Raw genomic sequence first — 25,628 nt, 5'->3', positions numbered from 1 at the left:
TGCCTTACGCGCTTAAATGAGGGCGGCATCCTAGGCGGCGAAAAGCTACAAATTCATGACAAAACAGCAGGTTACAAACTGTTACAGCGCGACTGCCGGGAAATGACCGGCTGTAACCTTTCAGTCACCAGACCATCACAGAGGCTTCCTAAAGTCGCCGGCTCCCGTGATCAACCAAGGAAGCTTTGCGCATGAGCACTTTCACGAGCGACGACCGTAACCGCAACGAAAGCGGCAACGAACCGCTGGATGCCGTCGTCGACCGTTATCTGTCGCGCCGCAGTGTCATGAAGGGCGGTCTGGGTGCCGCCATCGCCATGATCGCCGGCGGTGGCCTGACCGCCTGCTTCGACGGCGGTGGCGGCTCGCACGACGATCCGGCCCCCAGCCAGCCGGCCCCGGCGCCGCAGCTCAAGCTTGGCTTCGAATCCATCCGCGGCGCCCGACTCGACGCCATCGTCCTGGCCTCTGGCTACAGCGCCCGCACCCTGGCGCCCTGGGGCACCCCGCTGAACAACCTGGCCAACGCCTGGCGCAGCGACGGCAGCAACACCTCCACCGACCAGGCCAATGCCGCCGGCATGCACCACGACGGCATGCACTTCTTCCCGCTGAACAACTCCAGCAGCGACGGCCTGCTGGCCATCAACTACGAATACATCGACCAGAAGGTGCTGCACCCCAACGGCCCGACCACCACCAACGGCAAGCGTCCGGCCGAGGAAGTGCGCAAGGAGATCAATGCCCATGGCGCGGCGGTGATCCGCATCCGCAAGGTCAACGGCATCTGGCAGGTGGTCACCAACGACGCGCTGAATCGCCGCTTCACCAGCGCCACGCCCATGGAAATCGCCGGTCCGCTGCGCGGCAACGCCAATCTGGTCACCCCCTACTCCCCCGACGGCACCCGCACCCGCGGCACCAACAACAACTGCGGCAACGGCTTCACCCCCTGGGGCACCTACCTCACCTGCGAGGAGAACTGGCCGGGCATCTTCGTCAACAAGGGCACCCTGCCGGTCGACCAGAAGCGCATCGGCATCACCAACAAGAGCAACTACGGCTGGGAGACGCCGGCGGGTGACGCCAGCGAGGTGGACAACGAATTCCGCCGCTTCGACCTGACCCCCACCGGCGCCAGCGCGACCCAGGACTTCCGCAACGAAGCCAGCGGCTACGGCTACATTGTCGAGATCGACCCCTACAACAGCGCCGCGCCGGCCACCAAGCGCACCGCCATGGGTCGCTTCCGCCACGAGGGCTCGGCCTACGGCATCCCGGTCGCCGGCCAGCCGCTGGCGTTCTACATGGGCGACGACTCGCGCAACGAATACATCTACAAGTTCGTTTCCGCCGCCGCCTGGGATCCGGCCGACGCCAACTCGGCCAATCGCCTGGCCATCGGCGCCAAGTACCTGGACAACGGCACCCTCTACGTCGCCCGCTTCGATGACGGCGGCAACGGCAAGTGGCTGCCGCTGACGGTCAATGCGCCGACCAAGGATGGCCGTACCCTGGGCGCCCTCTACGGCGACCTGGCCGGCATCATCCTCAACACCCGCGGCGCCGCCGACGCCGTGGGCGCGACCCCGATGGACCGCCCGGAGTGGACCACGGTCAACCCCTTCACCGGCGAGGTCTACGTCACCCTCACCAACAACTCGGCACGCACCTCGGCCAATGCCGCCAACCCGCGGGTGCCCAACGTCAACGGCCACATCGTGCGCTGGAAGGACAACAGCAACCAGACCGACTTCACCTGGGACATCTTCGTCTTCGGCTCGGACGCCGGTGCGGCCCCCGACATCAACCGCTCGGGCCTGACCGAACTCAACCAGTTCGCCAGCCCCGACGGCCTGGCCTTCGACAGCCGCGGCATCCTCTGGATCGAGACCGACAACAGCGACAACGCCGTAGCCGAGTACACCAACGACCAGTTGCTGGCGGTCATCCCGGCCCAGGTGGTGGATGGCAGCGGCAAGCAGGTCGCCATTTCCGCCACCAACCAGACCGCGCTGCGCCGCTTCCTGGTCGGACCCAATGGCTGCGAGATCACCGGCATCACCTGGACCCCGGACCTGACGACCATGTTCATCAACGTCCAGCACCCGGACAACTGGCCGTTCAGCGAAGTCGCCACCGACGCCACCCCGGCCGGCACCAAGGTGCGTCCCCGCGCCTCCACAGTGGTGATCCAGAAGCTCGACGGCGGCCCCATCGGCGTCTGATCGCGTCGGCGAGAGCCAGGCTCCCCCGGTTGGCGACGACCGCGGGAGCCTTTTGCCTTCCGGCGGCTTTGAGATCCTTCCCGTCGAGCAGGGAGCCGCGCAGCGTTTTCTACGCTACGGCTCTGGCGTTGATGGAGCGGATCACCTGCTCCGACAGCCCCCTCTCCCCCTGGGAGAGGGTTGGGGTGAGGGCATGCCCCGCGCATCGGAGCCACCTGTGGAAAAGGCTGCGCCGTTTTCCACGCTACGGCTCTGGCTTTGATGGAGCGGATCACCTGCTCTGACAACCCCCTCTCCCCCTGGGAGAGGGTTGGGCTGAGGGCATGCCCCGCGCATCGGAGCCACCTGTGGAAAAGGCTGCTCCGTTTTCCACGCTACGGCTCTGGCTTTGATGGAGCGGATCACCTGCTCTGACAACCCCCTCTCCCTCTGGGAGAGGGCTGGGGTGAGGGCATCCCCGCGCGACGGATTCACCTGTGGAAAAGGCTGCGCCGTTTTCCACGCTACGGTTCAAGCGTTGATGGAGCGGATCACCTGCTCCGACAACCCCCTCTCCCCCTGGGAGAGGGTTGGGGTGAGGGCATGCTCCGCGCTACGAAGTCACCTGTGGAAAAGGCTGCGCCGTTTTCCACGCTACGGCCCGGACCGCAAGGCTACTGCAACACCTCCGCCCCACCCGGGCCTGGTACCCACAGCGTGGTGTCCCGTGTCGCCAGCCAGCGCACCCGTTGCGCCGGCACCGCGGCATGCCAGCGACTCACGCCCTGGGCCGCCAGCTGCCGCACCTGACGAAAGACCTGGCTGTCGCGACTCACCTCGACCCCGAGCAGGAAGTCGCCGCTGTTGAGGATCAGCCGCTGGGTCAGCAGGCTGAAGGTCTCCTCCCCCACCCCCGGCAGCGCTTCGCGCAGGCTCTCGACCGTGGCATAGCCCTGGGCGGGCCGCGCGGTGATCAGCAGTTGCAGCGTCTCGCGCGGCACCTCATCGAGAAACAGCGCCTCCAGCAGCGCCAGCTGACCCAGCCCCAGGGCATTGGCATTGAGGCGCCAGCCGGAGGTTTCCGGCAGGGCACAGAGTTCACGCAGGTGCAGATGCCGACCAGGGCGCGCCGGCTCCAGCCGATCCAGTTCGCCGATCTCGGCCAGCGGCAGATTGGGCACCAGCAGCGGCGGCGCCAGCCGCAGGGCCTCGGCACTCTCCAGACCGAATTCACGGGTCTCGCCGTCGGCATCGACCCAGTCGGCGAGGCGCTCGGCAAAGGCCGCAGCCGTCAGTCCGGGCTCGCCCAGGCCGCCCGGACGGTGCGCCAGCAGCTGCTTCAGCTGCCGCAACGCCAGGTCCCGCTCCGGGCCGGCCAGGGCGTTGACGTTGAAGCAGCCGTGCAGATCGCGCAGCTGGACACGGACCTGGGCCCCCTCCACCTCATAGGCCAGCACCTCCCCCCTCAGGCTCTGCCAGAACTCGGGACGCTGGCGGGCCCCGGCCTGTATCAGGCCCTGGGTGACTACCTGCTCGGCGCCCGCCGCCAGCGCCCGCGCCAGGGTCTCGTGCTCCAGCAACCGCGCCCGCTGCAGTTCGGCCCGCCCTTCGGCCAGCAGCACCGGCAACAAGGCCGCCACCAGGGCCAGCGCCCAGAGCGCCATCAGCAGGGCCACGCCCCTTTGTCGCCGCACCCGCATTCCTCCAGGCAAAAGCGGCATTGGAACCGACCCAGGTTGCAGAATCGTGGCAGTGACGCGGATGCACAACACCAGGCCCCAACAAAAAACCCGCCACCAGGGCGGGTTTCCTCACCAGCAGGGCCGCCTCACAGCTTGGCGATGGACACCTCGGTGGATTTGACGAAGGCGATCACCTCGCTGCCCACCTGGAGTTCCAGCTCCTTGACCGAGCGGGTGGTGATGACGGAGGTGACGATGCCGGCGGCGGTCTGGACGTCGATCTCGGAAAGCACCGAGCCCTCGATGATTTCCTTGATGGTGCCCTTGAACTGGTTACGAACGTTGATGGCCTTGATGGTCATGGCAGAACTCCTCGGGTGATCAATCAGTAGGCCCAGCGCAGTTGCGTGGGCAGGGGTTGCACGATCTCGGGTAGATCGGGGTTGAGCGGCTGCTGCAGCACCCGGGCCAGTACCTCGGCTTCCAGGCGGGCCAGTTGGGCATCGCCGGCGGCCCGGGGGCGCGCCAGGTTGACGTCGAGATCCAGGCCGACGTGGCCGTCTTCGATGAGCACCACGCGATCGGCCAGGGCCACCGCCTCGCCCACGTCGTGGGTCACCAGCAGCACGGTGAAGCCGTGGCGCTGCCAGAGGCCCTCGATGAGTTGCTGCATCTCGATGCGGGTCAGGGCATCCAAGGCGCCCAGCGGCTCGTCGAGCAGCAGCAGGCGCGGCTGGTGGATCAGGGCGCGGGCCAGGGCCACGCGCTGCTTCTGGCCGCCGGACAGCGCCGAGGGCCATTCCTGGGCGCGATCGGCCAGGCCGACCGCCTCCAGGGCTTCCAGCGCCTTGGGCTTCCAGTCGCCCTTGAGGCCCAGGCCGACGTTGTCGATGATGCGTTTCCAGGGCAGCAGGCGCGCGTCCTGGAACATCAGCCGGGTGTCTTCGCGGTGCGCCGCCAGGGGTTCGTCCTGCCCCAGCAGGGTGCCGCCACTGGCGCGGTCGAGTCCGGCCACCAGGCGCAGCAGGGTGCTCTTGCCGCAGCCACTGCGGCCCACCACGGCGACGAACTGACCGGCCGGGATCCCCAGATCGATCCCATGGAGCACGGTGCGCTCGCCAAAGGTCTTGACCACCTGTTGCAGCTTCAGGGCGATGCCCCGTGCCAGCGGCGGAACGGCTTGCAGACTGGTCATGCGTGGGCTCCCTTCTGATAGGCCGGGTGCCAGCGCAGCCAGGCGCGTTCCAGGCCGCGGGCGGCGAGATCCGCCAGCTTGCCGAGGACGGCATAGAGCAGGATGGCCAGCACCACGATGTCGGTTTGCAGGAATTCCCGGGCGTTCATCGCCAGGTAGCCGATGCCGGAGCTGGCGGAAATGGTCTCGGCGACGATCAGCGTCAGCCACATCAGGCCGAGGGCGAAACGCACCCCCACCAGGATGGCCGGCAAGGCGCCCGGCAGTACCACGTGCCAGAACAGCCGCGCCCCGGAGAGGCCGTAGCTGCGGGCCATCTCCACCAGCGCCGGATCGACGTTGCGGATGCCGTGGTAGGTGTTGAGGTAGATCGGGAAGAACACCCCCAGGGCCACCAGGAACAACTTGGCCGACTCGTCGATGCCGAACCAGAGGATCACCAGCGGGATCAGCGCCAGGTGCGGCACGTTGCGCACCATCTGCAGGGTGCTGTCGAGCAGGCGCTCGCCCCATTTCGACAGCCCGGTGATGAAGCCCAGCGCCAGGCCGATGCTGCCACCGATGGCGAAGCCGATACCGGCACGCCAGCCGCTGATGGCCAGGTGTTGCCAGAGCTCACCGCTCTTGACCAGGCTCCAGCCCGCTTCCAGCACCGCCGCCGGTGACGGCAGGATGCGGCTGGACAGCAGGCCGCTGCTCACCGACAGCTGCCAGGCGACGATCAGGGCCACCGGTACCACCCAGGGCGCCAGGCGCTGGAGTTGACGTTCGGTCGTACTGCTCATGCCCGCCCCCTCAGCTCTGCGCCGCTTTCTGCGGCAGGATGTCGTTGGCCACCATCTCGCCGAAGGGACTCACGTAGTTGGCGCCCTCCACCTGGGTCGGCCGCTTGACCGGCAGGTGCGGGAACAGCAGTTCGGCCACCCGGTAGGACTCTTCCAGGTGCGGATAGCCGGAGAAGATGAAGGTATCGATGCCCAGGGCGGCGTATTCCTTGACCCGCGCGGCCACGGTGGGACCGTCGCCGACCAGCGCGGTCCCGGCGCCGCCCCGCACCAGGCCGACACCGGCCCAGAGGTTGGGGGCGATCTCCAGGTTGTCGCGGCGGCCCCCGTGCAGCGCGGCCATGCGCTGCTGGCCGACCGAGTCGAAGCGGGCGAAGGCGGCCTGGGCCTTTTCGATGGTGGCATCGTCCAGGTTGGCGATCAGGCGGTCGGCGGCCTTCCAGGCCTCTTCATTGGTCTCGCGGACGATCACGTGCAGGCGGATGCCGAAGCGCACCGTGCGGCCCTGGGCGGCGGCCTTGGCCCTGACCGCCTCGATCTTCTCGCGCACCGCGTCCAGGGGCTCGCCCCAGGTCAGGTACAGCTCCACCTGCTCGGCGGCCAGGTCCTGGGCGGCATCGGAGGAGCCGCCAAAGTACAGCGGCGGGCGCGGTTGCTGCAGCGGCGGATAGAGCAGCTTGGCGCCCTTCACCTGGATGTGCTTGCCGTCGTAGTCCACCGTCTCGCCTTCCAGCACGCGACGCCAGATGCGGGTGAATTCCACCGAGGCTTCGTATCTTTCGCTGTGGGACAGGTGCAGGCCGTCACCGGCCAGCTCGTCGGGATCGCCGCCGGTGACCAGGTTGAACAGCGCCCGGCCGCCGGACAGGCGATCCAGGGTGGCCGCCTGCCGCGCCGCCACGGTGGGCGAGATGATCCCCGGGCGCAGGGCCACCAGGAACTTGAGTTTCTGGGTGACCGGGATCAGCGAGGCGGCCACCAGCCAGGAATCCTCGCAACTGCGACCGGTGGGGATCAGCACCCCGCCGAAACCCAGGCGATCGGCGGCCTGGGCGACCTGGGTCAGGTAGCCGTGGTCGACGGCGCGGGCGCCTTCGGCGGTACCCAGGTAGTGGCCATCGCCGTGGGTCGGCAGGAACCAGAAGATATCGAGACTCATGGGGACTTTCTCCAGCAGGCGAATTCAGGGTTTGGCGGCAGCGGTCTGCAGACTGGCGGGCGGGGTCCACACCACGTCGCGGATGACCAGCGGCTTGGGAATCAACTTGAGGGCGGTGAAGGCGTCGGCGATCTTCTGCTGCTGCGCCGCCACCTCGGGACTGATGAAGCGGGCGCCATAGCCCTGGCGCTTGACCACCCGTTCGGCGGTGTCCAGCGGCAGGTTCAGCAGCGGCGCCACCTGGGCGGCGACCTGATCGGGGTGGGCCTTGGCCCACTCGCCCACCGAGCGCACCTCGTCGACGATGGCGCCAACCTGTTCGGGATGGGCCTTGGCGAAGCTGCGGGTGGCCAGATAGAACTGGTGGTTGTCGGCGAGGCCGGTGGCATCGGTCAGGGTGCGCGCCTGCAACTGGGTCTCGGCGGCGGCCTGATAGGGATCCCAGATCACCCAGGCATCCACCGCGCCGCGCTCGAAGGCGGCGCGGGCATCGGCGGGCGGCAGGTAGACCGGCTGGATGTCCTGGTAGGGGATACCGGCCTTGGCCAGTGCCTGCACCAGCAGGTAGTGGACGTTGGAGCCCTTGTTCAGGGCGATCTTCTTGCCCCTGAGATCGGCCAGCGACTGGATGGCCGAATCCTTGGGCACCAGGATGGCTTCGCTGGTGGGCGCTGGCGGTTCGTGGGCCACATAGACCAGATCGGCGCCGGCGGCCTGGGCGAACACCGGCGGCGTCTCCCCGGTCACGCCGAAGTCGATGCTGCCGACGTTGAGGCCTTCCAGCAGCTGCGGGCCGCCGGGAAATTCGGTCCACTGCACCTTGACGCCGTCCTTGGCCAGGCGCTGCTCCAGGGTGCCGCGGGCCTTCAAGGTGATCAGGGTGCCGTACTTCTGATAGCCGATGCGCACCGTCTCTTCCGCCTGGGCCAGGCCGGCGGCCAGGGTCAGCAGGGAAACGGCGAGCAGCGAACGGGTGAAGGAGAACTGCATGACTAACGCTCCTGGTCAGATGCCCCAGCGCGCCTGACCGATGCGATCGGCCAGCAGCTCGGGGGTCAGGGGTTGGGGACGCCGCACCAGGGCCGCGTGGAATTGTTCGAGGGATTCGTGCAGGCGCTGCTCCAGCGCCGGGGTCAGGGCGACGCCGGTCTCGGTGTAGCTGACCTGGCTGTCATCGGCGAAGACGCCATTGAGGATTTCCTGGGCCTTGAGCGCCGAGAGCACCGGCTTCAGCGCGTAGTCGATGGCCAGCAGATGACCGCTGGAACCGGCGGTGGCCAGGGGCAGCACCACCTTATGGGTCAGGGCGCGTTCGGGCAGCAGGTCCAGCAGGGTCTTGAGGGCGCCGGCCAGGGAGGCCTTGTACACCGGGGTGGCGATCACCAGGCCATCGGCGGCCTGCAACTGGGCGATCAGTTCCACCACCGGCGGACTGTCGAAACGAGCGCCGATGAGGTCGGCGGCGGGAAAGTCCTGGATACGCCAGCGCGACAGTTCCACGCCACGCGCCTGCAGCCAGTTCGCTGCCAGATCCAGCACGCCGGTGGAGCGCGACCGCGCTCCCGGACTGCCCGCCAAAGTCACCACCTGCATCGCCGCCTCCAGGATAAAAAGGAGCGGTGTCGCGCCGCTCGAAAAGGAATGAGCGGACCTTAGCAAGGGGTGCTTATTCCCTAAAAATATCCTTTAGGCACTTGGTTATAACCAGAAAACAAAAACCCCGGCCGGAGCCGGGGTTTTCTTGTCACCGCAGGTGTCAGCGATTGGGCTGCGGGGTCAGGCGCAGATAGGGCTTCACCGCGGTGTAGCCCTTGGGGAAACGGCGCTTGAGTTCTTCTTCGTCCTTGAGCGACGGCACGATGACCACGTCATCGCCATCCTTCCAGTTGCCCGGGGTCGCCACCTTGTGATTGTCGGTGAGCTGCAGGGAATCAATCACCCGCAGGATCTCGTCGAAATTGCGTCCGGTGCTGGCCGGATAGGTGATCGACAGCCGCACCTTCTTTTGCGGATCGATGACGAACAGCGAGCGCACCGTGAGGGTGTCGTTGGCATTGGGGTGGATCATGTCGTAGAGGGTCGAGACACTGCGATCGGCGTCGGCCAGGATCGGAAAGCCCACGGCGGTCGCCTGGGTTTCCTCGATGTCCTTGATCCAGCCCTGGTGCGATTCCAGGCCGTCCACCGAGAGGGCGATCACCTTGACGTCGCGCTTGGCGAATTCGTCCTTGAGCTTGGCGGTGAGGCCCAGTTCGGTGGTGCAGACCGGGGTGAAGTCGGCCGGATGGGAGAAGAGCACGCCCCAGCTGTCGCCCAGCCACTCGTGGAAGCGGATGCGACCCAGGCTGGAATCCTGTTCGAAATCGGGGGCGATGTCGCCCAGACGGATGGTCATTGGCAGTTCTCCTGATGCAGGTAGGGATAGCGGCACTATGCCGCCCACCAGAGCGGGCGGGAAAGATCGGATCACGCTGTGGTTATAACGCGAAAGACGACCCGTCCAGGGCCATCGTCCGGCGGCTACGCCCTGTGCTGCGTGATGCCCCTCACAATTTCGTCGCGCTTTTTCCACCCAGGCGCAGCGGCCGCTAGGGTGCTACACCTAAGGAAGATCGACGGACCGCCATTTGGCCGAGCGGGGCAACCCGCAGCGCTCGCCATGGTCTGTTGGCAAGACGAGGAGGAGATTCTCATGTTAGGCAAACGTAATGACGACCCCGGTGCCAGCACCCATTTCCGTAGCGAGCGCGTCAGCGTAGTCAACGGTCAGTTTTTCTTCACCACCCGCGAGGGCACCCTGGAAGGCCCCTTCTTCAGCCGCGAAGAAGCCCTCAACCAGATCGATCGCTACGTCGAGCGGCTGCAGACCTCTCAGGGCCTGATGCGCCAATCCGTCAGCAACGTCTGACCGCCTGCGCTCGATCCTTTAGACTGCGCGCCCTGAATCCCAGGCCGCGCCGCTCATGACCGATTTCCAGCACGCCCAGCTCGACTGGGATGCCTCCGGGCAACCCCTCTCCCGCACCTATGGCGACATCTATTTTTCCCGCGCCAGCGGTCTGGAAGAGACGCGCTATGTCTTCCTGCAGCAGAATCGCCTGGCCGAACGCTTCGCCGCGCTGGCGCCGGGAGAGGTCTTCACCATCGGCGAGACGGGTTTCGGCACCGGCCTCAACTTCCTCTGCGCCTGGCAACTCTTCGACGCCCTGGCACCACAGGAAGCGCGCCTGCATTTCGTCAGCGTCGAACGCTTTCCGCTGACCGCCGCCGATCTCGCCCAGGCGCTGAGTCTCTGGCCGGAACTGGCCCCCTATAGCGCGGCGCTGCAGCGGCAGTACCAGGCGATCCATCCAGGCTTCCAGCGGCTGATCCTGGGCGACGGGCGCATCACCCTGACCCTGCTGGTCGGCGATGTGCTGGAGCGCCTGCCCGAACTGGATGCCCGTTGCGATGCCTGGTTCCTGGACGGCTTCGCCCCGGCCAAGAACCCCGAGATGTGGACGCCCGCGCTGTTCGCCGAACTGGCGCGGCTGTCCCATGCCGGCACCACCCTGGCGACCTTTACCTGCGCCGGCTTCGTCCGCCGCGGCCTGAACGAGGCCGGCTTCGCCATGGCCAAGGTGCCTGGCTTCGGCCACAAGCGGGAAATGCTGGCCGGCAAGCTGGAACGCCCCGTCGCCCCTGCCTTCGTGCCCTGGTATGCCCGCCCACCGCGCCCCCAGGGCCCGCGCACGGCCTTGGTCATAGGCGCCGGCCTGGCCGGTTGCGCCACCGCCGCCAGCCTGGCCCGCCGCGGCTGGCAGGTCCGGGTCGTCGAGCGCCATGGGGCGCCCGCCCAGGAGGCCTCCGGCAATCCCCAGGGCGTGCTCTATCTCAAGCTGTCGGCCCATGACACCCCGCTCAGTCGGCTGATCCTCGATGGCTTCGGCCTGACCCTGCGCCAATTGCAGGCCCTGCCGACGGGCGCGACCTGGTCACCCTGCGGGGTGCTGCAACTGGCGCTGACGGACAAGGACGCCCAGCGGCAGGCGCAACTGGCCGCGCACTTCCCCGCCGATCTGCTGCAGCCCCTGGACAGCGACGCCGCCAGCGACAGGGCCGGAATCGGTCTCACGGCGGGGGGCCTGTTCTTTCCGGAAGGAGGCTGGGTGCATCCGCCGGCGCTGTGCGCGCACTGGCTGGCCCATCCGAATATCGAGCTGGTCACCCATACCGAGGTGACCGCCCTCCAGCAGACCGAGCACGGCTGGCAGGCCAGCACCCAGGGCGAGCCGCTGACGGCGGCGGTGGTCGTGGTGGCCAGCGCCGCCCAGGCCCGAACGCTGCTGCCCGGCCTGCCGCTGAAGGCGATCCGCGGACAGCTGTCCGCGCTGCCGGAAACCCCGGATAGCCAGGCGCTGGCCACCGTGGTCTGCGGCGAAGGCTATCTCGCCCCGGCGCGGGAAGGTCGGCACTGCCTGGGCGCCAGCTTCGTGTTCGACCGGAGCGACACCGAACCCAGCCAGGTGGAACACCAGAGCAACCTGCACCTGCTCGCCGAATTGTCACCCGCGTTAGCGGCAGGCTATGCAGCCGAGAAACTGGAAGGTCGCGTGGCTTTCCGCTGTACCTCGCCGGATTACCTGCCCCTGGTCGGCCCGGTGGTGGACGAAGACCTCTTCGCCCAGCGCTACCAGGCACTGGCCTACGACGCCCGCCAGGTACCCGAGCAGCCTGCGCCCTGGCGCGAGGGACTCTATGTCAATCTGGCGCACGGCTCCCGTGGCCTGGTCACCACCCCGCTGGCCGCCGAACTGCTGGCGGCGTGGCTGGAAGACGAGCCCCTGCCGGTGGCGCGGCAGGTGGCCGAGGCCTGCCACCCCAGTCGTTTCCCCCTGCGCCGGTTGATTCGCGGCGGCTAGATGATCGCCAGCGGACTCTTGGCTTGCGGCGGCGGAAAGGCGCCGTCGAGCAGGGCGAAGTCCTCTTCGCTCAGGCGCAGATCCAGGGCCCGCGCATTCTCTTCCAGATGTCCGGCATCGCCGGCCTTGGGAATGGCGATCACACCCGGCTGACGCAGCACCCAGGCCAGGGCGATCTGCGCCGGGGTGGCCTGATGCCGTTCGGCCAGGGTAGCCAGGGCCGGGTGGCGCAGCAGATCCCCGCCCTGCCCCAGCGGACAATAGGCCATCAGGGGCATCTGCTGACGCTGGCACCAGGGCAGCAGGTCATGCTCGATACCGCGCTGTTCCAGGTTGTAGAGGACCTGATTGGCGCTGCAGCGATCATCGTTCAATTCGAGCATGTCGCTGGTGTCGAGGTTGGAAACGCCCCAGTGGCGGATCTTGCCTTCGTCGCGCAGCTTCTCCAGCGCCATGACCGTCTCGATCAGTGGCACCTGGCCGCGCCAGTGCAGCAGATAGAGGTCGATGACATCGGTACCCAGGCGCTTCAGGCTGCGCTCGCAGGCGAGGGGTACGCCGGCTTCGGTGGCGTTCTTCGGATAGAACTTGCTCACCAGGAAGACCTCGTCCCGCCGCCCGGCCATGGCCTCGCCCACCAGTTCCTCGGCGCGGCCTTCGCCATACATCTCGGCGGTGTCGATCAGGGTGAGTCCCAGGTCCAGCCCCTGGCGCAGGGCACTGACCTCCTGGCGATGCAGATCCGCGTTCTCGCCCATGCGCCAGGTACCCTGGCCCAGCGCCGGAACGGTAGTGCCATCGGGCAAACGAACGGTTTGAGCGGTATTCATGGGCGCTTCCTTCTCTTGGATGTGGTCGTTAGAACGCCAGCGCGACGCCGATTCTCCCGGTCATCCGCCAAACGGCAGCCAACGCCTTCCCACAGGCCCTGCGACCTGACGTCGCACTGGTAAAGTACGCCTACAAGGATTCCAAGAAAAATCACCAGGACCTGCCATGAAGTCGTCGATCCTGGGCCTTTGCGCCCTGCTCTCCGCCGCCCTGCCCATGACATCCAGCTACGCTGACGTCATTACTCTGAGGTTTTCCCATGTGGTAGCGCCGGAGACCCCCAAGGGCAAGGGTGCTCAGCTGTTCCAGCAGCTGGTGGCGCAGCGTCTCGCCGGGCAGGTCCAGGTGGAGGTGCTGCCCAGCGGCACGGCCTTTACCGATGCCAACGAACTCCAGGCGCTGCAGGACGGCAAGGTCGACATCCTGGCGCCGGCGATCAGCAAACTCACCGAACTCAGTCCCAAGCTCAAGCTGTTCGACCTGCCCTTCCTGTTCGAGAGTCGTGCGGCCCTCGATCACTTCCAGGCCCGGCCCAGCGGTCGCCAGCTGCTGCAGAGCCTGGAGCCAGCCGGGGTCATCGGCCTGGCCTACTGGCCCAACGGCCTCAAGCAGCTGTCGGCGCGCAAGCCCCTGCGCGAACCCGGCGATGCCAAGGGACTGGTGTTCCGCATCCAGAACTCCGACGTCCTGCAGAGCCAGTTCGAGGCCCTGGGCGCCACGGCGGTCAGGCTGCCCTTCAACCAGACCTTGCAGGCGCTCACCACGGTCACCGTCAATGCCACCGAGAACACCTGGTCCAATTACTGGAGCCAGCGTCTCGACCAGCAGCAGCGCTATTTCACCGAGAGCAACCATGGCGCCCTCGACTACATGCTGATCGTCAAGGCGGATCGCTGGCGCACCCTGCCCTTCGCCGTACGCAGTACCCTGGAGGAGATCATCGACCAGGTGACCTTCGAGGTGAAAAAGCAATCCGAGGCGGAAAACCAGCGTGATCGGGCGCGCATCGCCGCCGCGGGTGGCAGCGAGATCATCACCCTCACTCCCGAACAACGGGCGCGCTGGCGGGACGCCATGCGCCCTGTGTGGCAGCGTTACGAAGGCGAGCTCGGCGCCTCGCTGCTCAAGGCGGCGGAAACCTCGAACTAGCGGGACTGTTGCGGCGGCGCGGCCCAGCGGCGCAGGGGCAGACTGCCCGCCTCGCGACACTGCAGATCGCGAAAGGGCCCCGCGATCCGGACCCAACCCGGCCCCGGCGGCGTCTGGGTACAGAAGTCCTGACCATCGGTGTTGCTGCGCCAGCGCCAGTAGGCCGCCGGCTCGGCGACGGCCTGGCTACCCAGCAATCCCAGCAGGCCGATCGCCAGGTACCTGCCAGCGGTCCGCCGGAACCTCTCGCGCGATAAGCATGTCGGTTTGCAGGTAGGCCCTCTGAATTCGCACAGGATTTCCGCCATGCCGCTATCCGTCTTGCGTAGCAAACCCACCCTCCTCGCCCTCGCTCTGGTTGGCGCCGGTCTGGCCCTGACCGGCTGCGCCCGCGATCCGGAAAAACGTTCTCTGGGTGCCGAGGCGATCAGCAATGCCAAGAGCATGGCGCGCACCGATGCCGACATGCAGAAGGTGCTGAACAAATACGCCAGCTTCGATCCCAAGGCCGTGGAAAAACTCACCGCTCAGCAGGCCCGCCAACAGCCTACCATCGCCGATGCGGTCAAGGGTGTCTTGCAGGACGAGGGTCGTCCCACCCAGCCTGAGGCCCTGGTACCCGGCGTGACCAGCGTCGACCGTGCTGTGGATGGCGCCGCCGGCGTGCTGCCCGCCCGCATCTACACCCCCGAGGGCCAGGGTCCCTTCCCGGTCATCCTCTACTTCCACGGCGGCGGCTGGGTGTTCGCCGATCGCAACGTTTACGACGGTGGCGCCCGCGGTCTGGCCAAGCAGGCCAATGCCATCGTGGTCTCGGTGGACTATCGCCAGGCGCCCGAATACAAGTTTCCCGCTGCCCATGATGACGCCCTGGCGGCCTATCGCTGGGTGACCACCCACGCCGGCTCGCTCAACGGCGATTCTCAGCGGCTGGCCCTGGCCGGTGAAAGCGCCGGGGGCAACCTGGCGGTGGCGACCGCCGTGGCCGCCCGCAAGGCCGGTCTCACCGCACCCAAGCACGTGCTGTCGGTCTATCCGGTAGCCCAGACCAACACCCATACCCCGTCCTACGAGCAGTATGCGGACGCCAAGCCGCTCAATCGGCCGATGATGCTGTGGTTCGTCGAACAGGTGACCCGTACACCCGCCGATCTCAAGGATCCGCGCCTGGACCTGACTCGCGCCGACCTCGCCGGCCTGCCGCCGGTGACCATCGTCAATGCCGAGATCGATCCCCTGCGTGACGACGGTGGCTTCCTGGAGACCGCCCTGCGCCAGGCCGGCGTCCAGGTGGAGCGCAAGGTCTATCCGGGCGTCACCCACGAGTTCTTCGGCGCCGCTGCGGTGGTGCAGAAGGCCAAGGACGCCCAGGCCTATGCCGGCAGCCGTCTCAAGGCGGACCTGGGCAAATAACAGTCTTCCGTCCGTCGTGAACACCGCCGGCCCCATGCCGGCGGTGTGCATTCAGTCGGGAAACAGCAAGGGCCCGGCCTCGCGCATGAAGATCTCGCAGGTCTTGGGGCCCACCCCCTTCAGGGTCTGCAGGCGGCGCTCGAAATCCGCACGATCGGCGCTGGCGTTACGTAGCTTGAGAAAGCTGCCGCCATAGTCTTCCTGCAGATGACGACAGACCTCCAGCAGGCGCGTGGCGGTGCTCTCGTCATAACGCCGGTAGTGGCCTTCGCCGAGATAGTTGACCAGTTGCTGCCAGCTCAGATTGAGCAGCTTGCGCGGCGTGTCGCGGCCGTATTTGCGATAGAGCACCGTCCAGGCCTGGGCGGCGATGCTCTGGGAGATGCGCTTGCCGAACAGGTAGCTGGCCAGGAACCAGCCGAACAGCGCCGGCTCGTCGTCCAGCGCCAGGGTCAGACCGAGATCGGCCGCAGAAGTCGTCTTGCTCAAGCATCATCCCTCTCGTAGGCATCTTGCCTAGGGAGGATCTGGCGCGGACGAGGTTCGAAACCAGCGACAGCCGGCAGGCTACTGGCGGATCACCTCGCCGCGTTGCGGCGCCAGCCGCGCCAGCAGGGCATTCTGCGCCCGCTCCGGGATGCCCTCGCGCCGCATGGCCAGTTGCAGGTCTTCCACCAGGGCATTGAAGTCGGCGGGTTGCAGATTCAGACCGCGATGACTTTCCGCCATGCTCGCCCCTTCATAACGACAGGGACCGCCCGCATCGGCACAGAATTTCTGGATGAGCAGCTTGCGCAGCCGCGCGATGTCGACATTGGCGAAGTAGTGCCGGATCCGCCCGTCGCGCGCCACGTTGAGCAGCATCCCCTCGACGATTCGGGTGATGCCGGGCTGGCCACCCAGCTCCTGATAGAGCCGATCGCCCGCCGGCGGCTGGGGCGTGCAACCCAGCATCAGCAGCAGCGCCGCCAGCACCAGAGGCTTCGCCTGCATCAGTAGCTCCCCTGCAGCGACAGGTAGAGGCCCTGCTGATCGTCCAGGGTGGCGATCTCGCCCAGCCAGGCATAGGCCAGCACCAGCGACAGATGCTTGTTGGGGAAATAGCCGACGAAGGTATCCACCCAGTCACTCTCCCGGGTAAAGGACAGATTCTGCGGCTTCTCGCGATATTCCATGCCCACCGCCCACTGGGGATTGAAGAACACCGCCGCCGAGCCCTCCTTGAGCCACTGACGGCTGTCGTTGCGATCGCCACCGAAGCCCAGCAGCCCCATCTCGTTGGCGCGGCTGTACCTGAGACCGACGTTGAGCAGCAGGTTGTAGCCGAAGGCGCCGCCCAGAAACAGCCGGCTGGCACCCAGGTAGCCCTCGACATCGCTGTCGCGCCGCGCCCCCACAGCTGCAGGAATGCCAAAGTCGCGCTGATGCTTGTACTGCACGCCCAGGGCGATCTGCGGCAGTCGGTCGTAGATCAGGTCACCTGCCAGGCGCACCTTGGCGCCGACGATGTCCTGGCTGAGGCTGTCTTCCTCGAGCTTCATCAACCGCCGCAGGGTCGGCATGTCCAGGCGCTGGCGGGCATAGGAGACCTCCACCCGATTGTCATAGGCCGCCGCCACGCCGGTGGCATCGAGCCGATAGTCACCGGTCCATACCCGGGTGGCAAAGGCGGTGGCGCCGGCCTGGCCGCTTTCGCCATAGCCGCCGATCACCGCCCAAGGCGTGATGCCCCCACCCGCCGCGCCTTCCAGACTGCTGGCGCCACCGGTGGCCAGCAGCTTGCCGCCGTCGGCCTGCACCCCGGTCGCCAGCAGCAACCCCGCTAGCAGCCAGCCACGACTCATGACAGCGCCTCCAGCACCGGCTGGCTCTGCCGTTCCATCCAGGCCTCGAATTCCACGGCCGGTACCGGGCGGCTGATGTAGTACCCCTGGATCACATCGCAGCCCCAGCTGCGCAATAGCGCCAGGGCCCGGGCTTCCTCGACCCCTTCGGCGACCACCTCCAGCCCCAGGTTGTGGCCCATCTCGATGGTCGAGCGGACGATGACGGCGTCATCGTTGCCCGGTGCCAGCTCCTTCACGAAGGACTGGTCGATCTTCAATTCGTCCACCGGCAGCCGCTTCAGGTGCGCCAGGGAAGCCTGGCCGGTGCCGTAGTCGTCCACCGACAACCGGATGCCCAGCACGGAGAGGCGGGTCAGCAGCGCGATGGCCGCCTCCGGATCGGCCATGATGGCGCTCTCGGTGATCTCGAAGGTCAGCTGCCGCGCCGAGACGCCGGCGTCATCCAGCCAGCCCATCACCCGCTCGGGCAGTCGGGCATCGGCCAGGTCGACCGCCGAGACGTTCAGCGACACCTTGACCTCTCGGCCCTGGGTCTGCCAGAGCGCCAACTGCCGGATCGCCGCCTGGATCACCCAGCGGGTGAGTCCGGCCATGCTGCCACTGCGCTCGGCCAGGGGAATGAATTCACCCGGCGAGACCATGCCCAGTTCGGCGTGGCGCCAGCGCAGCAGCACCTCGGCCTGGTGCGGCCCGCTGCCCTGCAGGGCCACCTTGGGTTGGAACACCAGCATCAATTCACCCCGCTCGCCCGCCAGCGGCAGATCGTGGACCAGTTGCAGACGCCGCTGCTGGGCCGCATCCCGTCCTTCATCATAGACCCGCAGGCGATCCGGCAACTGCCCGGCATCGAGCATGGCGCTGCGCGCGCGCTCGATCAGCTGGGTCGGATCGTCGCCATGGCGCGGATATTCGACGACACCGATGCGGCAACTGAGACGATACAGCTGACCTTCCCACTCGATCGGCTCGGCCAGCGACAGACGCAGCTGCTCGGCGAGCCCCACCGCACCTTCCAGGCCGACACGGCAGAACTGCACGAGAAATTCGTCCCCTACCGGTCGCGACACGCAGCCACGCCCGGCCAGCAGCACCTGAGCGCGCTCGGCCACCATCCTGAGGATGCGATCGCCGCCGGCGACCCCGGCGCTTTCATTGATTGCCTGGAAGCCATCCAGCCCCAGGTACAGCAGCGAAACCTGGGACTGGGTGGCGATAAAGACCCGCAGGCGTTCCTCGGCCAGGATGCGATTGGGCAATCCGGTCAGGGCGTCGTGCAAGGCATTGTGATTGAGCCGCTGCTCGCGCTCGGCGATGCCCTGGCGCATCTCTTCGAGCACCTGCGCCAAGCGGCCGAATTCGTCCCGGCGCTGGACCTCCACCTTGACCCCGTAGTCCCCCTGGCCGATCCGCCAGGACATCACCGACAGCTGCCGCAACGGCAGGGCCAGGTTGCGCGCCAGCCACAACGCGCCCAGCAGCGCCGCCAGCAGGGCACCGCCGGCGATCAGCGCCAGTTGCCTGAGCAGGGGTTCGAACTCGACCATGGCCAGATCGAGCGAACGCAGCAGATAGACCTGTACCGGATGGTCGGCGGTGCCGAGGGTCAGCCGCTTGACCTGATAGCGGCGATCACCCAGGGCCAGCTGCCAGCTATCGCTGCCCCGGGGCGCGTTCGCCAGCTCAGGCAGCAGCCGCCGTCCCTGCTCCTCAGGCAGGGTACTGGCCATCAGCGCGGCTTCGCCGAGAAACACCACGTCCAGGTTGATCAGCGAGCGAAATTCTTCGGCCATGGCCTGATCCATGGCGAAACTCATCACCACCTGGGCAATGGGTACAGGAGCCCGGACCGGCACCGTGACCCGCAATTGCGGCAGGCCGGTACCCGCCAGCACACAGCTGCCGTCATTGCCCGACGCCACCGCGACGGGCAGCCGCTCGCCTTGGCTGTGCGCCGCCACGGTGCTGGCGATCAGCCGGCCGTCCAGATCCAGCAGATAGGTATCGCCTGCGCCCACCCGGGCGCCATGGTTGGCCAGCGCCGACCTCAGGGTCGGCACATCGCCACTGGCGACGGCATCGCGAAAGCCGAAATCGGCGGCGAGCACCCGCACGGCATCGTTCAGCCGGCGGCAGCGCCCGTCCAGCACCTGGCGAAAGACCCGCGCCCCGGTGTCGAGCTGGTCATAGGACTGGCGCACCGCACTGGCCTCGGTGGCGGCCTTGACCGTCAGATAGACCAGGGTGATGACCACCAGCATCAGCAGGAAGAGACTGCCGGCGATGCGGGTCTGGAAACTATGGATGAGCTTCATCGTGCGTGGCCTTGTGGAAGGCATCCTCGAAAGCCGAGCTCGCCGGCTCCGCGGACTGCGGCTTCGGCTGAACCGCCAGCTGGAGTTTCAGGGTCACCGGCTTGCCCGCCACGTCCAGCGCAGGCTGGGCGACCTCCTGCTTGTCGCTGAGGTCGGGGTGCCACAGTGCCAGCTGATAATGACCGTCCGGCGCCTCCAGGCGGGCCTGGCCCTGACTGTCGGTCACCGCGGAGCGCCCGGCGGTGGTCACGTAGACGTATCCCACCATCCAGTCGTGGATATTGCAGCCCACCACCACCACGCCCGGTTGGTCGAACACCACCGGCGTGCTGGGAAGCCCGTGGTAGAGCGGCAGCTCGAAGCGCTTCGGGCTGGAAAAGGAATAGACCTGATGGCGGATGTCGTCGGTATTGGGAAAGCTCACCGCCGTCCCGGTGGCCACCGCCAGGACATGGGGGACGAAGCGCCGATTCTGCTGGTCGATGGCCGCGGGCCGCCGCTCGGGCACCAGTCCCGGCGCCGACAGCATCACCACCGCATCGGCCAGGGGTGCTCCCTGGCTGTCCACGACCTGCACGGCGACCGGCGCCGCCTGCGCGGTGCCGAGGCCCAAGACCAGCAATCCCGTTACTAGATGTCGCTTGTTCACCCGCTGTTCTCCACCGCGCGCCCTTGGAAACTCTCGCCGGCTTCGCGGCGTGACTTCAGCTTTAGCGGCAGTCTCGGGGGAATCTTTATCGTCGCGACGGCCAGTCGTTGCCCCGGTCGTCGCACTTCAAGCGGTGCCCGGCGGTCAAGAAGGACAGGTCTTGGCCTGCGTTGAAAAAGCAGCGCCCTCGCCCCATGTTGGCCCTACATCCAAGCCCAAGGTACGCCAATGAGCGATCAGGACAACCAAGCGGACATTCTCAGCGAAGAAGCCGGCCAGACCGGTCTGGTGCTACCCGGCCAGAATCTTCCCGACAAGCTGTACGTCATCCCCATTCACAACCGCCCCTTCTTCCCAGCGCAGGTACTGCCCGTCATCGTCAACGAAGAGCCCTGGGCGGAAACCCTGGAGCTGGTGGCCAAGACCGACCACCATTGCCTGGCGCTGTTCTACATGGAACAGCAACCCGGCGATGCCGACGGCTTCGATCCCGACCAGCTGCCGCAGCACGGCACCCTGGTGCGCATCCACCATGCCACTCGCCAGGACGGCAAGCTGCAGTTCGTGGCCCAGGGCCTGTCGCGGGTGCGCATCCGCGGCTGGCTGCGCCGGCAGCGTCCGCCCTATCTGGTGGAAGTCGAGCACCTGCGCCCCAGTCCCGATCCCAGCGACGAGGTGAAGGCCTACGGCATGGCGCTGATCAACGCGATCAAGGAGCTCTTGCCCCTCAACCCGCTGTACAGCGAAGAGCTGAAGAACTATCTCAATCGCTTCAGCCCCAACGACCCCTCGCCGCTCACCGACTTCGCCGCCGCCCTCACCACCGCGCCGGGCGATGAACTGCAGCAGGTGCTCGATACCGTGCCTATGCTGCAGCGCATGGAAAAGGTCCTGCCGCTGCTGCGCAAGGAGGTCGAGGTCGCCCGCCTGCAGAAGGAGCTGTCCGCCGAGGTCAATCGCAAGATCAACGAGCGCCAGCGCGAATTCTTCCTCAAGGAGCAGCTCAAGCTGATCCAGCAGGAGTTGGGCATCACCAAGGACGATCGCAGCAGCGACATCGAAGGTTTTCGCCAGCGCCTGGACGGCAAGATCCTGCCCGAAGCCGCGCAGAAGCGCATCGACGACGAGCTGAACAAGCTGTCCATCCTCGAGACCGGCTCGCCGGAATACGGCGTCACCCGCAACTACCTGGACTGGGCCACCGATCTGCCGTGGGGTATCCACGGCCAGGACAAGCTCGATCTCAAGCACGCGCGCAAGGTGCTCGACCGGCACCACGCCGGGCTCGACGACATCAAGAATCGCATCCTCGAATTCCTCGCGGTGGGCGCCTTCAAGGGTGAGGTGACCGGCTCCATCGTGCTGCTGGTGGGTCCGCCCGGGGTGGGCAAGACCAGCATCGGCAAGTCCATCGCCGAATCCCTCGGCCGCCCCTTCTATCGCTTCAGCGTCGGCGGCATGAGGGACGAAGCCGAGATCAAGGGCCACCGCCGTACCTACATCGGCGCCATGCCCGGCAAGCTCGTCCAGGCCCTGCGCGACGTCAAGGTGATGAATCCGGTCATCATGCTCGACGAGATCGACAAGATGGGCCAGAGCTACCAGGGCGATCCCGCCTCGGCACTGCTGGAGACCCTGGATCCGGAACAGAACGTCGATTTCCTCGACCACTATCTGGATCTGCGCCTGGACCTGTCCAAGGTGCTGTTCGTCTGTACCGCCAACACCCTGGACTCCATTCCGGGTCCGTTGCTGGACCGCATGGAGGTCATCCGCCTCTCCGGCTATATCGCCGAGGAAAAGCAGGCCATCGCCAAGCGCCACCTCTGGCCCAAGCAGCTGGACAAGGCCGGGGTGCCCAAGGATCGCCTGACGCTCACCGACAGTGCCCTCAAGGCCCTGGTGGAAGGCTATGCCCGCGAGGCCGGCGTACGCCAGCTGGAGAAGCAGCTGGGCAAGCTGGTGCGCAAGGCGGTGGTCAGGCTCATCGAGGACCCCAAGCTCAAGATCAAGATCGGCGCCTCGGATCTCGAGGACTATCTGGGCATGCCGCCCTTCCGCAAGGAACAGGTGCTGTCCGGGGTCGGCATCATCACCGGGCTGGCCTGGACCAGCATGGGCGGCGCCACCCTGCCGATCGAGGCGACGCGCATCCATACCCTGAATCGCGGCTTCAAGCTCACCGGCAAGCTGGGTGACGTCATGAAGGAATCCGCCGAGATCGCCTACAGCTACGTCACCGCGCATCTCAAGGACTTCAAGGGCGATCCGAACTTCTTCGACCAGGCCCTCGTCCACCTGCACGTACCCGAAGGCGCCACGCCCAAGGATGGTCCCAGTGCCGGCATCACCATGGCCTCCGCCCTGCTGTCGCTGGCGCGCAACCAGGCGCCCAAGAAGAACGTGGCCATGACCGGCGAGCTGACCCTGACCGGCCAGGTGCTGCCCATTGGCGGGGTACGGGAAAAGGTCATCGCGGCGCGGCGGCAGAAGATCAGTGAACTGATCCTGCCGGAGCCCAATCGCGGTGATTTCGAAGAGCTGCCCGCCTATCTCAAGGAGGGGCTGACCGTCCACTTCGCCAAGCGCTTCGCCGACGTCGCCAAGGTGCTCTTCTAGTCTGACCGTCCGACCTCTTGGGGTATGCTCTGCGTTTTGCCGTCATACCCCGGAGGTTTCCATGTCCAACCGTCTTCTGTTCTGCGGCTGTCTGCTCCTGGCCGGCTGCAGCAGCACCCAGCCGAGCGGCAACCTCATCCTGGGTGACGACAGCGACTGCACCCCGCTGGCCATGCACATCGGCCAGGAACTGACCCTGACCCTGCCCAGCGATCCCACCAGCGGCTATCGCTGGACCATCCTTCAGCGCAGCGACAACCTCAGGCAACTTGGCCCGGAAGTCTTTCGCGAACAGCGCCAGGACCAGGGCGGCATCGGCAGCGCCGGTCAGTCCCTCTGGCGCTTCCGCGCCCAGAGCGCCGGCAGCGCCCATCTCGAGCTCCAGGCTCGCCAGCCCTGGGATGCCGATGCCGAGCCCCAGGCCCGCTTCGACTGCCGTATCGAAATCCGCTGAGGCCACGTCCAGCGGTGCCTGCCGGGGGTACAATGCCCCCTTTCGATTTTCCAGGTACCGCCCATGAGCGAAGCCGACCGCCTGTTCGCGTCGCCGCAGCCTCCTGCCGACTTCACCTTCAACGAAGACGTGGTGCGCGTCTTTCCCGACATGATCAAGAGATCCGTGCCGGGCTATCCCACCATCGTCGAGAACCTCGGTGTCATCGCCGCACGGTTCGCCCAGCCCCATAGCCGCCTCTATGACCTCGGCTGCTCCCTGGGCGCCGTGACCCAGGCGCTGCGCCGTCATGTCCGCGCCGAGGGTGCTCGGATGGTGGCCATCGACAACTCCACCGCCATGGTCACCCGCTGCCGCGAATACCTCAGCGCCCAGGACTCCATGCATGAGGAGTTGCTTCCGGTAGAGGTGGTGGAAGCCGATATCCTCGAAGTCCCGCTCGAACCGGCTTCGGTGATCGCCCTCAACTTCACCCTGCAATTCATCGCCCCGGAACAGCGCCTGGGCCTGCTCAGCCGACTGCGCGCCAGCCTGCTGCCCGGCGGCGCCCTGCTGCTGTCGGAAAAGATCCGTTTTCCGGAGACCGAGACCCAGGCCCTGCTCAACGGCCTGCACCTGGACTTCAAGAGAGCCAATGGCTACAGCGAGCTGGAAATCGCCCAGAAACGCACCGCGCTGGAAAACGTCATGCTCACCGACACCCTGGACGAACACCGTGCGCGCCTGCAGGCCGCCGGCTTCAGCACCGTCGTGCCCTGGTTCCAATGCCTCAACTTCACCTCCCTGATCGCCCTGCCATGACCCAGCCTTCCTACCTCGCAGCCCTGCAGCGGGCGCTGGCGGATACCCCGCTGGCTACCTGGTCCCGGTCCCTCGAAGCCGTCCTGGCCGCCAAGTACGCCCGCGGCCACGGCGATCTGCAGCGCTGGCAAGCGGGTGTCGATGCGCTCCCCGAAATCGCTGTAACGGTTGTCGAACTGCGTGAGGCCGTGCGCCTCGTCGGCGTGCCCTCAGCGGAGCAGCATCAGGCCCTGCGCGAGGCACTGCTGCAATTGCGCCCGTGGCGCAAGGGGCCCTTCCAGCTGTTCGATCTCCATCTCGATACCGAATGGCGCTCCGACTGGAAATGGGACAGGGTCTCCCCTCACCTGGATCTGCAGGGCAAGCGCGTCCTGGATGTTGGTTGCGGCAATGGCTACTACCAGTGGCGCATGCTTGGCGCCGGAGCCAGCCTGGTCCTGGGTGTCGATCCCAACTGGCTCTTCCATTGCCAATTCCAGGTCCTGCGCCGCTATCTGCCCGACCTGCCCACCTGGCACCTGCCATTGACACTGGAAGAACTGCCCGTACTGGACGGCGGTTTCGATACCGTCTTTTCCATGGGCGTGCTCTACCATCGTCGTTCGCCCATCGACCACCTGCTGGATCTGAAGAACTGCCTCGACAGCGGCGGTGAGCTGGTCCTGGAAACCCTGGTGGTCGAAGGCGATGCCACCACCGTCCTGGTCCCCGAAGACCGCTACGCCCAGATGCGCAACGTCTGGTTCCTGCCCTCCGCGGCCGCCCTGCAACTCTGGCTGCAACGCGCCGGCTATCGTGACGTCCGCCTGGTGGACCTCACCCCCACGACGATAGACGAACAGCGCTCCACCGAATGGATGGGCTTCCAGTCACTGCCGGACTTCCTGAATCCGGAAGATCCAAGCCTGACCGTCGAAGGCCTCCCCGCTCCCCTGCGCGCCACCCTGATAGCCCGCAAACCCTGAACGCAAAAAGCCCGGCATCTGCCGGGCTTTTTCTTGCTAGCGTAACGCTGCGGTAGGTTGGGTTGAGCGCAGCGAAGCCCAACATCCGACCATCCGATCGCGGCCATGGGCCGCTCCTACGGCATGCCTCCTTGTAGGAGCGGCGGCATCGGCGGACCACCATGGCCACAACAGACCGGCGCAGCCGGGCTGTTGTGGCTCTTGTGCTCTTTGCGGAGTGTTAGCAGCACACATCTGGCAGGCCCTGCGCCAACCTCTCCGCCACTCCGCTCCTAGTCCCCTCTCCCTTTGGGAGAGGGCTAGGGTGGGGCCACCTCAGCTACGCAGCCCCAGGCCTTCGCTGGCCAATTCTCTGCCCCCAGCGCCTAGGCGCTCTAGCACTCGGCCAAACTTTTCCCGCCCCAAAGACAACACCCCCGCCAGAATGAACTGAGCGGGGGTGCTGGGTGTTAGGCGCTTGACGATGACCTACTCTCACATGGGGAAGCCCCACACTACCATCGGCGATGCATCGTTTCACTTCTGAGTTCGGGAAGGGATCAGGTGGTTCCAATGCTCTATGTTCGTCAAGCAATTCGGTTGGCTGGCCAGGTGATGGAGCTGCCTGGCTGGCCCAATTGGGTCTGTGATCGAAGTAGACGTATCGTCTTTGGGGTCTT

General features: G+C 66.5%; 24 protein-coding genes and 1 rRNA gene. 9 read left to right on the top strand and 16 right to left on the bottom strand.

All coding sequences use genetic code 11. From position 1 onward, the window contains the following. Positions 1-191: 191 nt before the first annotated feature. Positions 192-2,228: a PhoX family phosphatase gene (locus PSEK12I1_RS0110050; protein WP_007162340.1), complete on the top strand. Its 2,037-nt coding sequence runs from the start codon at positions 192-194 to the stop codon at positions 2,226-2,228. A 653-nt stretch (positions 2,229-2,881) separates the two neighbouring features. Here the strand turns inward: PSEK12I1_RS0110050 and gspK are convergent. The 8 genes from gspK to PSEK12I1_RS0110010 all read right to left on the bottom strand — a co-directional run bounded on the left by gspK (position 2,882) and on the right by PSEK12I1_RS0110010 (position 9,423). Beyond that, a complete protein-coding gene (gene gspK, locus PSEK12I1_RS0110045) occupies positions 2,882-3,901 on the bottom strand; it encodes a type II secretion system minor pseudopilin GspK (protein WP_231500991.1) in 1,020 nt (339 codons plus the stop codon). A gap of 134 nt (positions 3,902-4,035) precedes the next feature. Next, positions 4,036-4,251, bottom strand: coding sequence for a molybdopterin-binding protein (locus PSEK12I1_RS0110040; RefSeq protein ID WP_007163030.1), 216 nt, complete (start codon positions 4,249-4,251; stop codon positions 4,036-4,038). A gap of 23 nt (positions 4,252-4,274) precedes the next feature. Next, on the bottom strand, positions 4,275-5,084 hold the full coding sequence (ssuB, locus tag PSEK12I1_RS0110035; protein ID WP_027601430.1) for an aliphatic sulfonates ABC transporter ATP-binding protein: 810 nt from the start codon (positions 5,082-5,084) through the stop codon (positions 4,275-4,277). After that, complete coding sequence (gene ssuC, locus PSEK12I1_RS0110030; protein ID WP_017639828.1) at positions 5,081-5,869, bottom strand: aliphatic sulfonate ABC transporter permease SsuC; 789 nt, start codon at positions 5,867-5,869, stop codon at positions 5,081-5,083. Before ssuC ends, ssuB begins: the two co-directional genes overlap by 4 nt. Before the next feature lie 10 nt (positions 5,870-5,879). Then, the gene (ssuD, locus tag PSEK12I1_RS0110025; RefSeq protein ID WP_027598406.1) at positions 5,880-7,028 is read right to left on the bottom strand and encodes an FMNH2-dependent alkanesulfonate monooxygenase; all 1,149 of its coding nucleotides are present in this window, start codon (positions 7,026-7,028) and stop codon (positions 5,880-5,882) included. Positions 7,029-7,052: 24 nt separating this feature from the next. After that, on the bottom strand, positions 7,053-8,018 hold the full coding sequence (locus PSEK12I1_RS0110020; RefSeq protein WP_027598407.1) for a sulfonate ABC transporter substrate-binding protein: 966 nt from the start codon (positions 8,016-8,018) through the stop codon (positions 7,053-7,055). 15 nt (positions 8,019-8,033) lie between these two features. After that, positions 8,034-8,621: an NADPH-dependent FMN reductase gene (ssuE, locus tag PSEK12I1_RS0110015; protein WP_027598408.1), complete on the bottom strand. Its 588-nt coding sequence runs from the start codon at positions 8,619-8,621 to the stop codon at positions 8,034-8,036. A gap of 163 nt (positions 8,622-8,784) precedes the next feature. Then, the gene (locus tag PSEK12I1_RS0110010; RefSeq protein WP_027598409.1) at positions 8,785-9,423 is read right to left on the bottom strand and encodes a peroxiredoxin; all 639 of its coding nucleotides are present in this window, start codon (positions 9,421-9,423) and stop codon (positions 8,785-8,787) included. Between the two features lie 297 nt (positions 9,424-9,720). Between PSEK12I1_RS0110010 and PSEK12I1_RS0110005 the strand changes: the two genes are divergently transcribed. Together PSEK12I1_RS0110005 and mnmC are read left to right on the top strand one after the other, a co-directional pair. Beyond that, a complete protein-coding gene (locus PSEK12I1_RS0110005; protein WP_007163023.1) occupies positions 9,721-9,936 on the top strand; it encodes a DUF6316 family protein in 216 nt (71 codons plus the stop codon). A 55-nt stretch (positions 9,937-9,991) separates the two neighbouring features. Further along, positions 9,992-11,929 carry a bifunctional tRNA (5-methylaminomethyl-2-thiouridine)(34)-methyltransferase MnmD/FAD-dependent 5-carboxymethylaminomethyl-2-thiouridine(34) oxidoreductase MnmC gene (mnmC, locus tag PSEK12I1_RS0110000; RefSeq protein WP_027601429.1) on the top strand — a complete coding sequence of 646 codons (1,938 nt, stop codon included), beginning with the start codon at positions 9,992-9,994 and terminating at the stop codon, positions 11,927-11,929. Here mnmC and PSEK12I1_RS0109995 read toward each other — a convergent pair. After that, the gene (locus tag PSEK12I1_RS0109995) at positions 11,926-12,759 is read right to left on the bottom strand and encodes an aldo/keto reductase (RefSeq protein ID WP_027601428.1); all 834 of its coding nucleotides are present in this window, start codon (positions 12,757-12,759) and stop codon (positions 11,926-11,928) included. The genes mnmC and PSEK12I1_RS0109995 overlap by 4 nt on opposite strands. A 166-nt stretch (positions 12,760-12,925) precedes the next feature. Here PSEK12I1_RS0109995 and PSEK12I1_RS0109990 point away from each other — a divergent pair, with 166 nt between their 5' ends. Beyond that, positions 12,926-13,909, top strand: a complete 984-nt coding sequence (locus tag PSEK12I1_RS0109990) for a DctP family TRAP transporter solute-binding subunit (RefSeq protein ID WP_027601427.1) — start codon at positions 12,926-12,928, stop codon at positions 13,907-13,909. Here the strand turns inward: PSEK12I1_RS0109990 and PSEK12I1_RS0109985 are convergent. Further along, positions 13,906-14,106 (bottom strand): hypothetical protein, encoded by a 201-nt coding sequence (locus PSEK12I1_RS0109985; RefSeq protein WP_007163019.1) that lies wholly within the window; start codon positions 14,104-14,106, stop codon positions 13,906-13,908. The genes PSEK12I1_RS0109990 and PSEK12I1_RS0109985 overlap by 4 nt on opposite strands. A 109-nt stretch (positions 14,107-14,215) precedes the next feature. On the opposite strand from PSEK12I1_RS0109985, the gene PSEK12I1_RS0109980 reads away from it, so the two are divergent. Next, entirely contained in the window at positions 14,216-15,322 is a 1,107-nt protein-coding gene (locus tag PSEK12I1_RS0109980; protein WP_027601425.1) for an alpha/beta hydrolase, read from the top strand. Between the two features lie 51 nt (positions 15,323-15,373). On the opposite strand, the gene PSEK12I1_RS0109975 is transcribed toward PSEK12I1_RS0109980, so the two are convergent. The 5 genes from PSEK12I1_RS0109975 to PSEK12I1_RS0109955 all read right to left on the bottom strand — a co-directional run bounded on the left by PSEK12I1_RS0109975 (position 15,374) and on the right by PSEK12I1_RS0109955 (position 20,130). Further along, complete coding sequence (locus PSEK12I1_RS0109975; RefSeq protein ID WP_027601424.1) at positions 15,374-15,811, bottom strand: DNA methylase; 438 nt, start codon at positions 15,809-15,811, stop codon at positions 15,374-15,376. A 78-nt stretch (positions 15,812-15,889) separates the two neighbouring features. After that, positions 15,890-16,315, bottom strand: coding sequence for a group 1 truncated hemoglobin (locus PSEK12I1_RS0109970; RefSeq protein ID WP_007163016.1), 426 nt, complete (start codon positions 16,313-16,315; stop codon positions 15,890-15,892). Then, the gene (locus PSEK12I1_RS0109965; RefSeq protein ID WP_027601423.1) at positions 16,315-17,166 is read right to left on the bottom strand and encodes a DUF3034 family protein; all 852 of its coding nucleotides are present in this window, start codon (positions 17,164-17,166) and stop codon (positions 16,315-16,317) included. The genes PSEK12I1_RS0109970 and PSEK12I1_RS0109965 overlap by 1 nt, the downstream gene beginning before the upstream one ends. Further along, positions 17,163-19,481 (bottom strand): bifunctional diguanylate cyclase/phosphodiesterase, encoded by a 2,319-nt coding sequence (locus tag PSEK12I1_RS0109960; RefSeq protein WP_027601422.1) that lies wholly within the window; start codon positions 19,479-19,481, stop codon positions 17,163-17,165. The genes PSEK12I1_RS0109965 and PSEK12I1_RS0109960 overlap by 4 nt, the downstream gene beginning before the upstream one ends. Continuing rightward, positions 19,465-20,130 (bottom strand): methylamine utilization protein, encoded by a 666-nt coding sequence (locus tag PSEK12I1_RS0109955; protein WP_027601421.1) that lies wholly within the window; start codon positions 20,128-20,130, stop codon positions 19,465-19,467. The genes PSEK12I1_RS0109960 and PSEK12I1_RS0109955 overlap by 17 nt, the downstream gene beginning before the upstream one ends. 228 nt (positions 20,131-20,358) lie before the next feature. On the opposite strand from PSEK12I1_RS0109955, the gene lon reads away from it, so the two are divergent. From lon to cmoB, 4 genes are all read left to right on the top strand, one after another. Continuing rightward, positions 20,359-22,749, top strand: a complete 2,391-nt coding sequence (lon, locus tag PSEK12I1_RS0109950; RefSeq protein WP_027601420.1) for an endopeptidase La — start codon at positions 20,359-20,361, stop codon at positions 22,747-22,749. A 61-nt stretch (positions 22,750-22,810) separates the two neighbouring features. After that, complete coding sequence (locus PSEK12I1_RS0109945; RefSeq protein ID WP_007163011.1) at positions 22,811-23,203, top strand: protease inhibitor I42 family protein; 393 nt, start codon at positions 22,811-22,813, stop codon at positions 23,201-23,203. A gap of 63 nt (positions 23,204-23,266) precedes the next feature. Then, complete coding sequence (gene cmoA / locus PSEK12I1_RS0109940) at positions 23,267-24,004, top strand: carboxy-S-adenosyl-L-methionine synthase CmoA (protein WP_027601419.1); 738 nt, start codon at positions 23,267-23,269, stop codon at positions 24,002-24,004. Further along, a complete protein-coding gene (cmoB, locus tag PSEK12I1_RS0109935; RefSeq protein WP_027601418.1) occupies positions 24,001-24,969 on the top strand; it encodes a tRNA 5-methoxyuridine(34)/uridine 5-oxyacetic acid(34) synthase CmoB in 969 nt (322 codons plus the stop codon). Before cmoA ends, cmoB begins: the two co-directional genes overlap by 4 nt. A gap of 455 nt (positions 24,970-25,424) precedes the next feature. Here cmoB and rrf read toward each other — a convergent pair. Beyond that, positions 25,425-25,540 (bottom strand): 5S ribosomal RNA (rrf, locus tag PSEK12I1_RS0109930). Positions 25,541-25,628 lie beyond the last annotated feature (88 nt).

This window comes from Pseudomonas sp. MOIL14HWK12:I1 (assembly GCF_000510705.1).
Lineage (GTDB): Bacteria > Pseudomonadota > Gammaproteobacteria > Pseudomonadales > Pseudomonadaceae > Chryseomonas > Chryseomonas oryzihabitans.
This window is presented reverse-complemented; position numbering and strand designations above follow the sequence as displayed.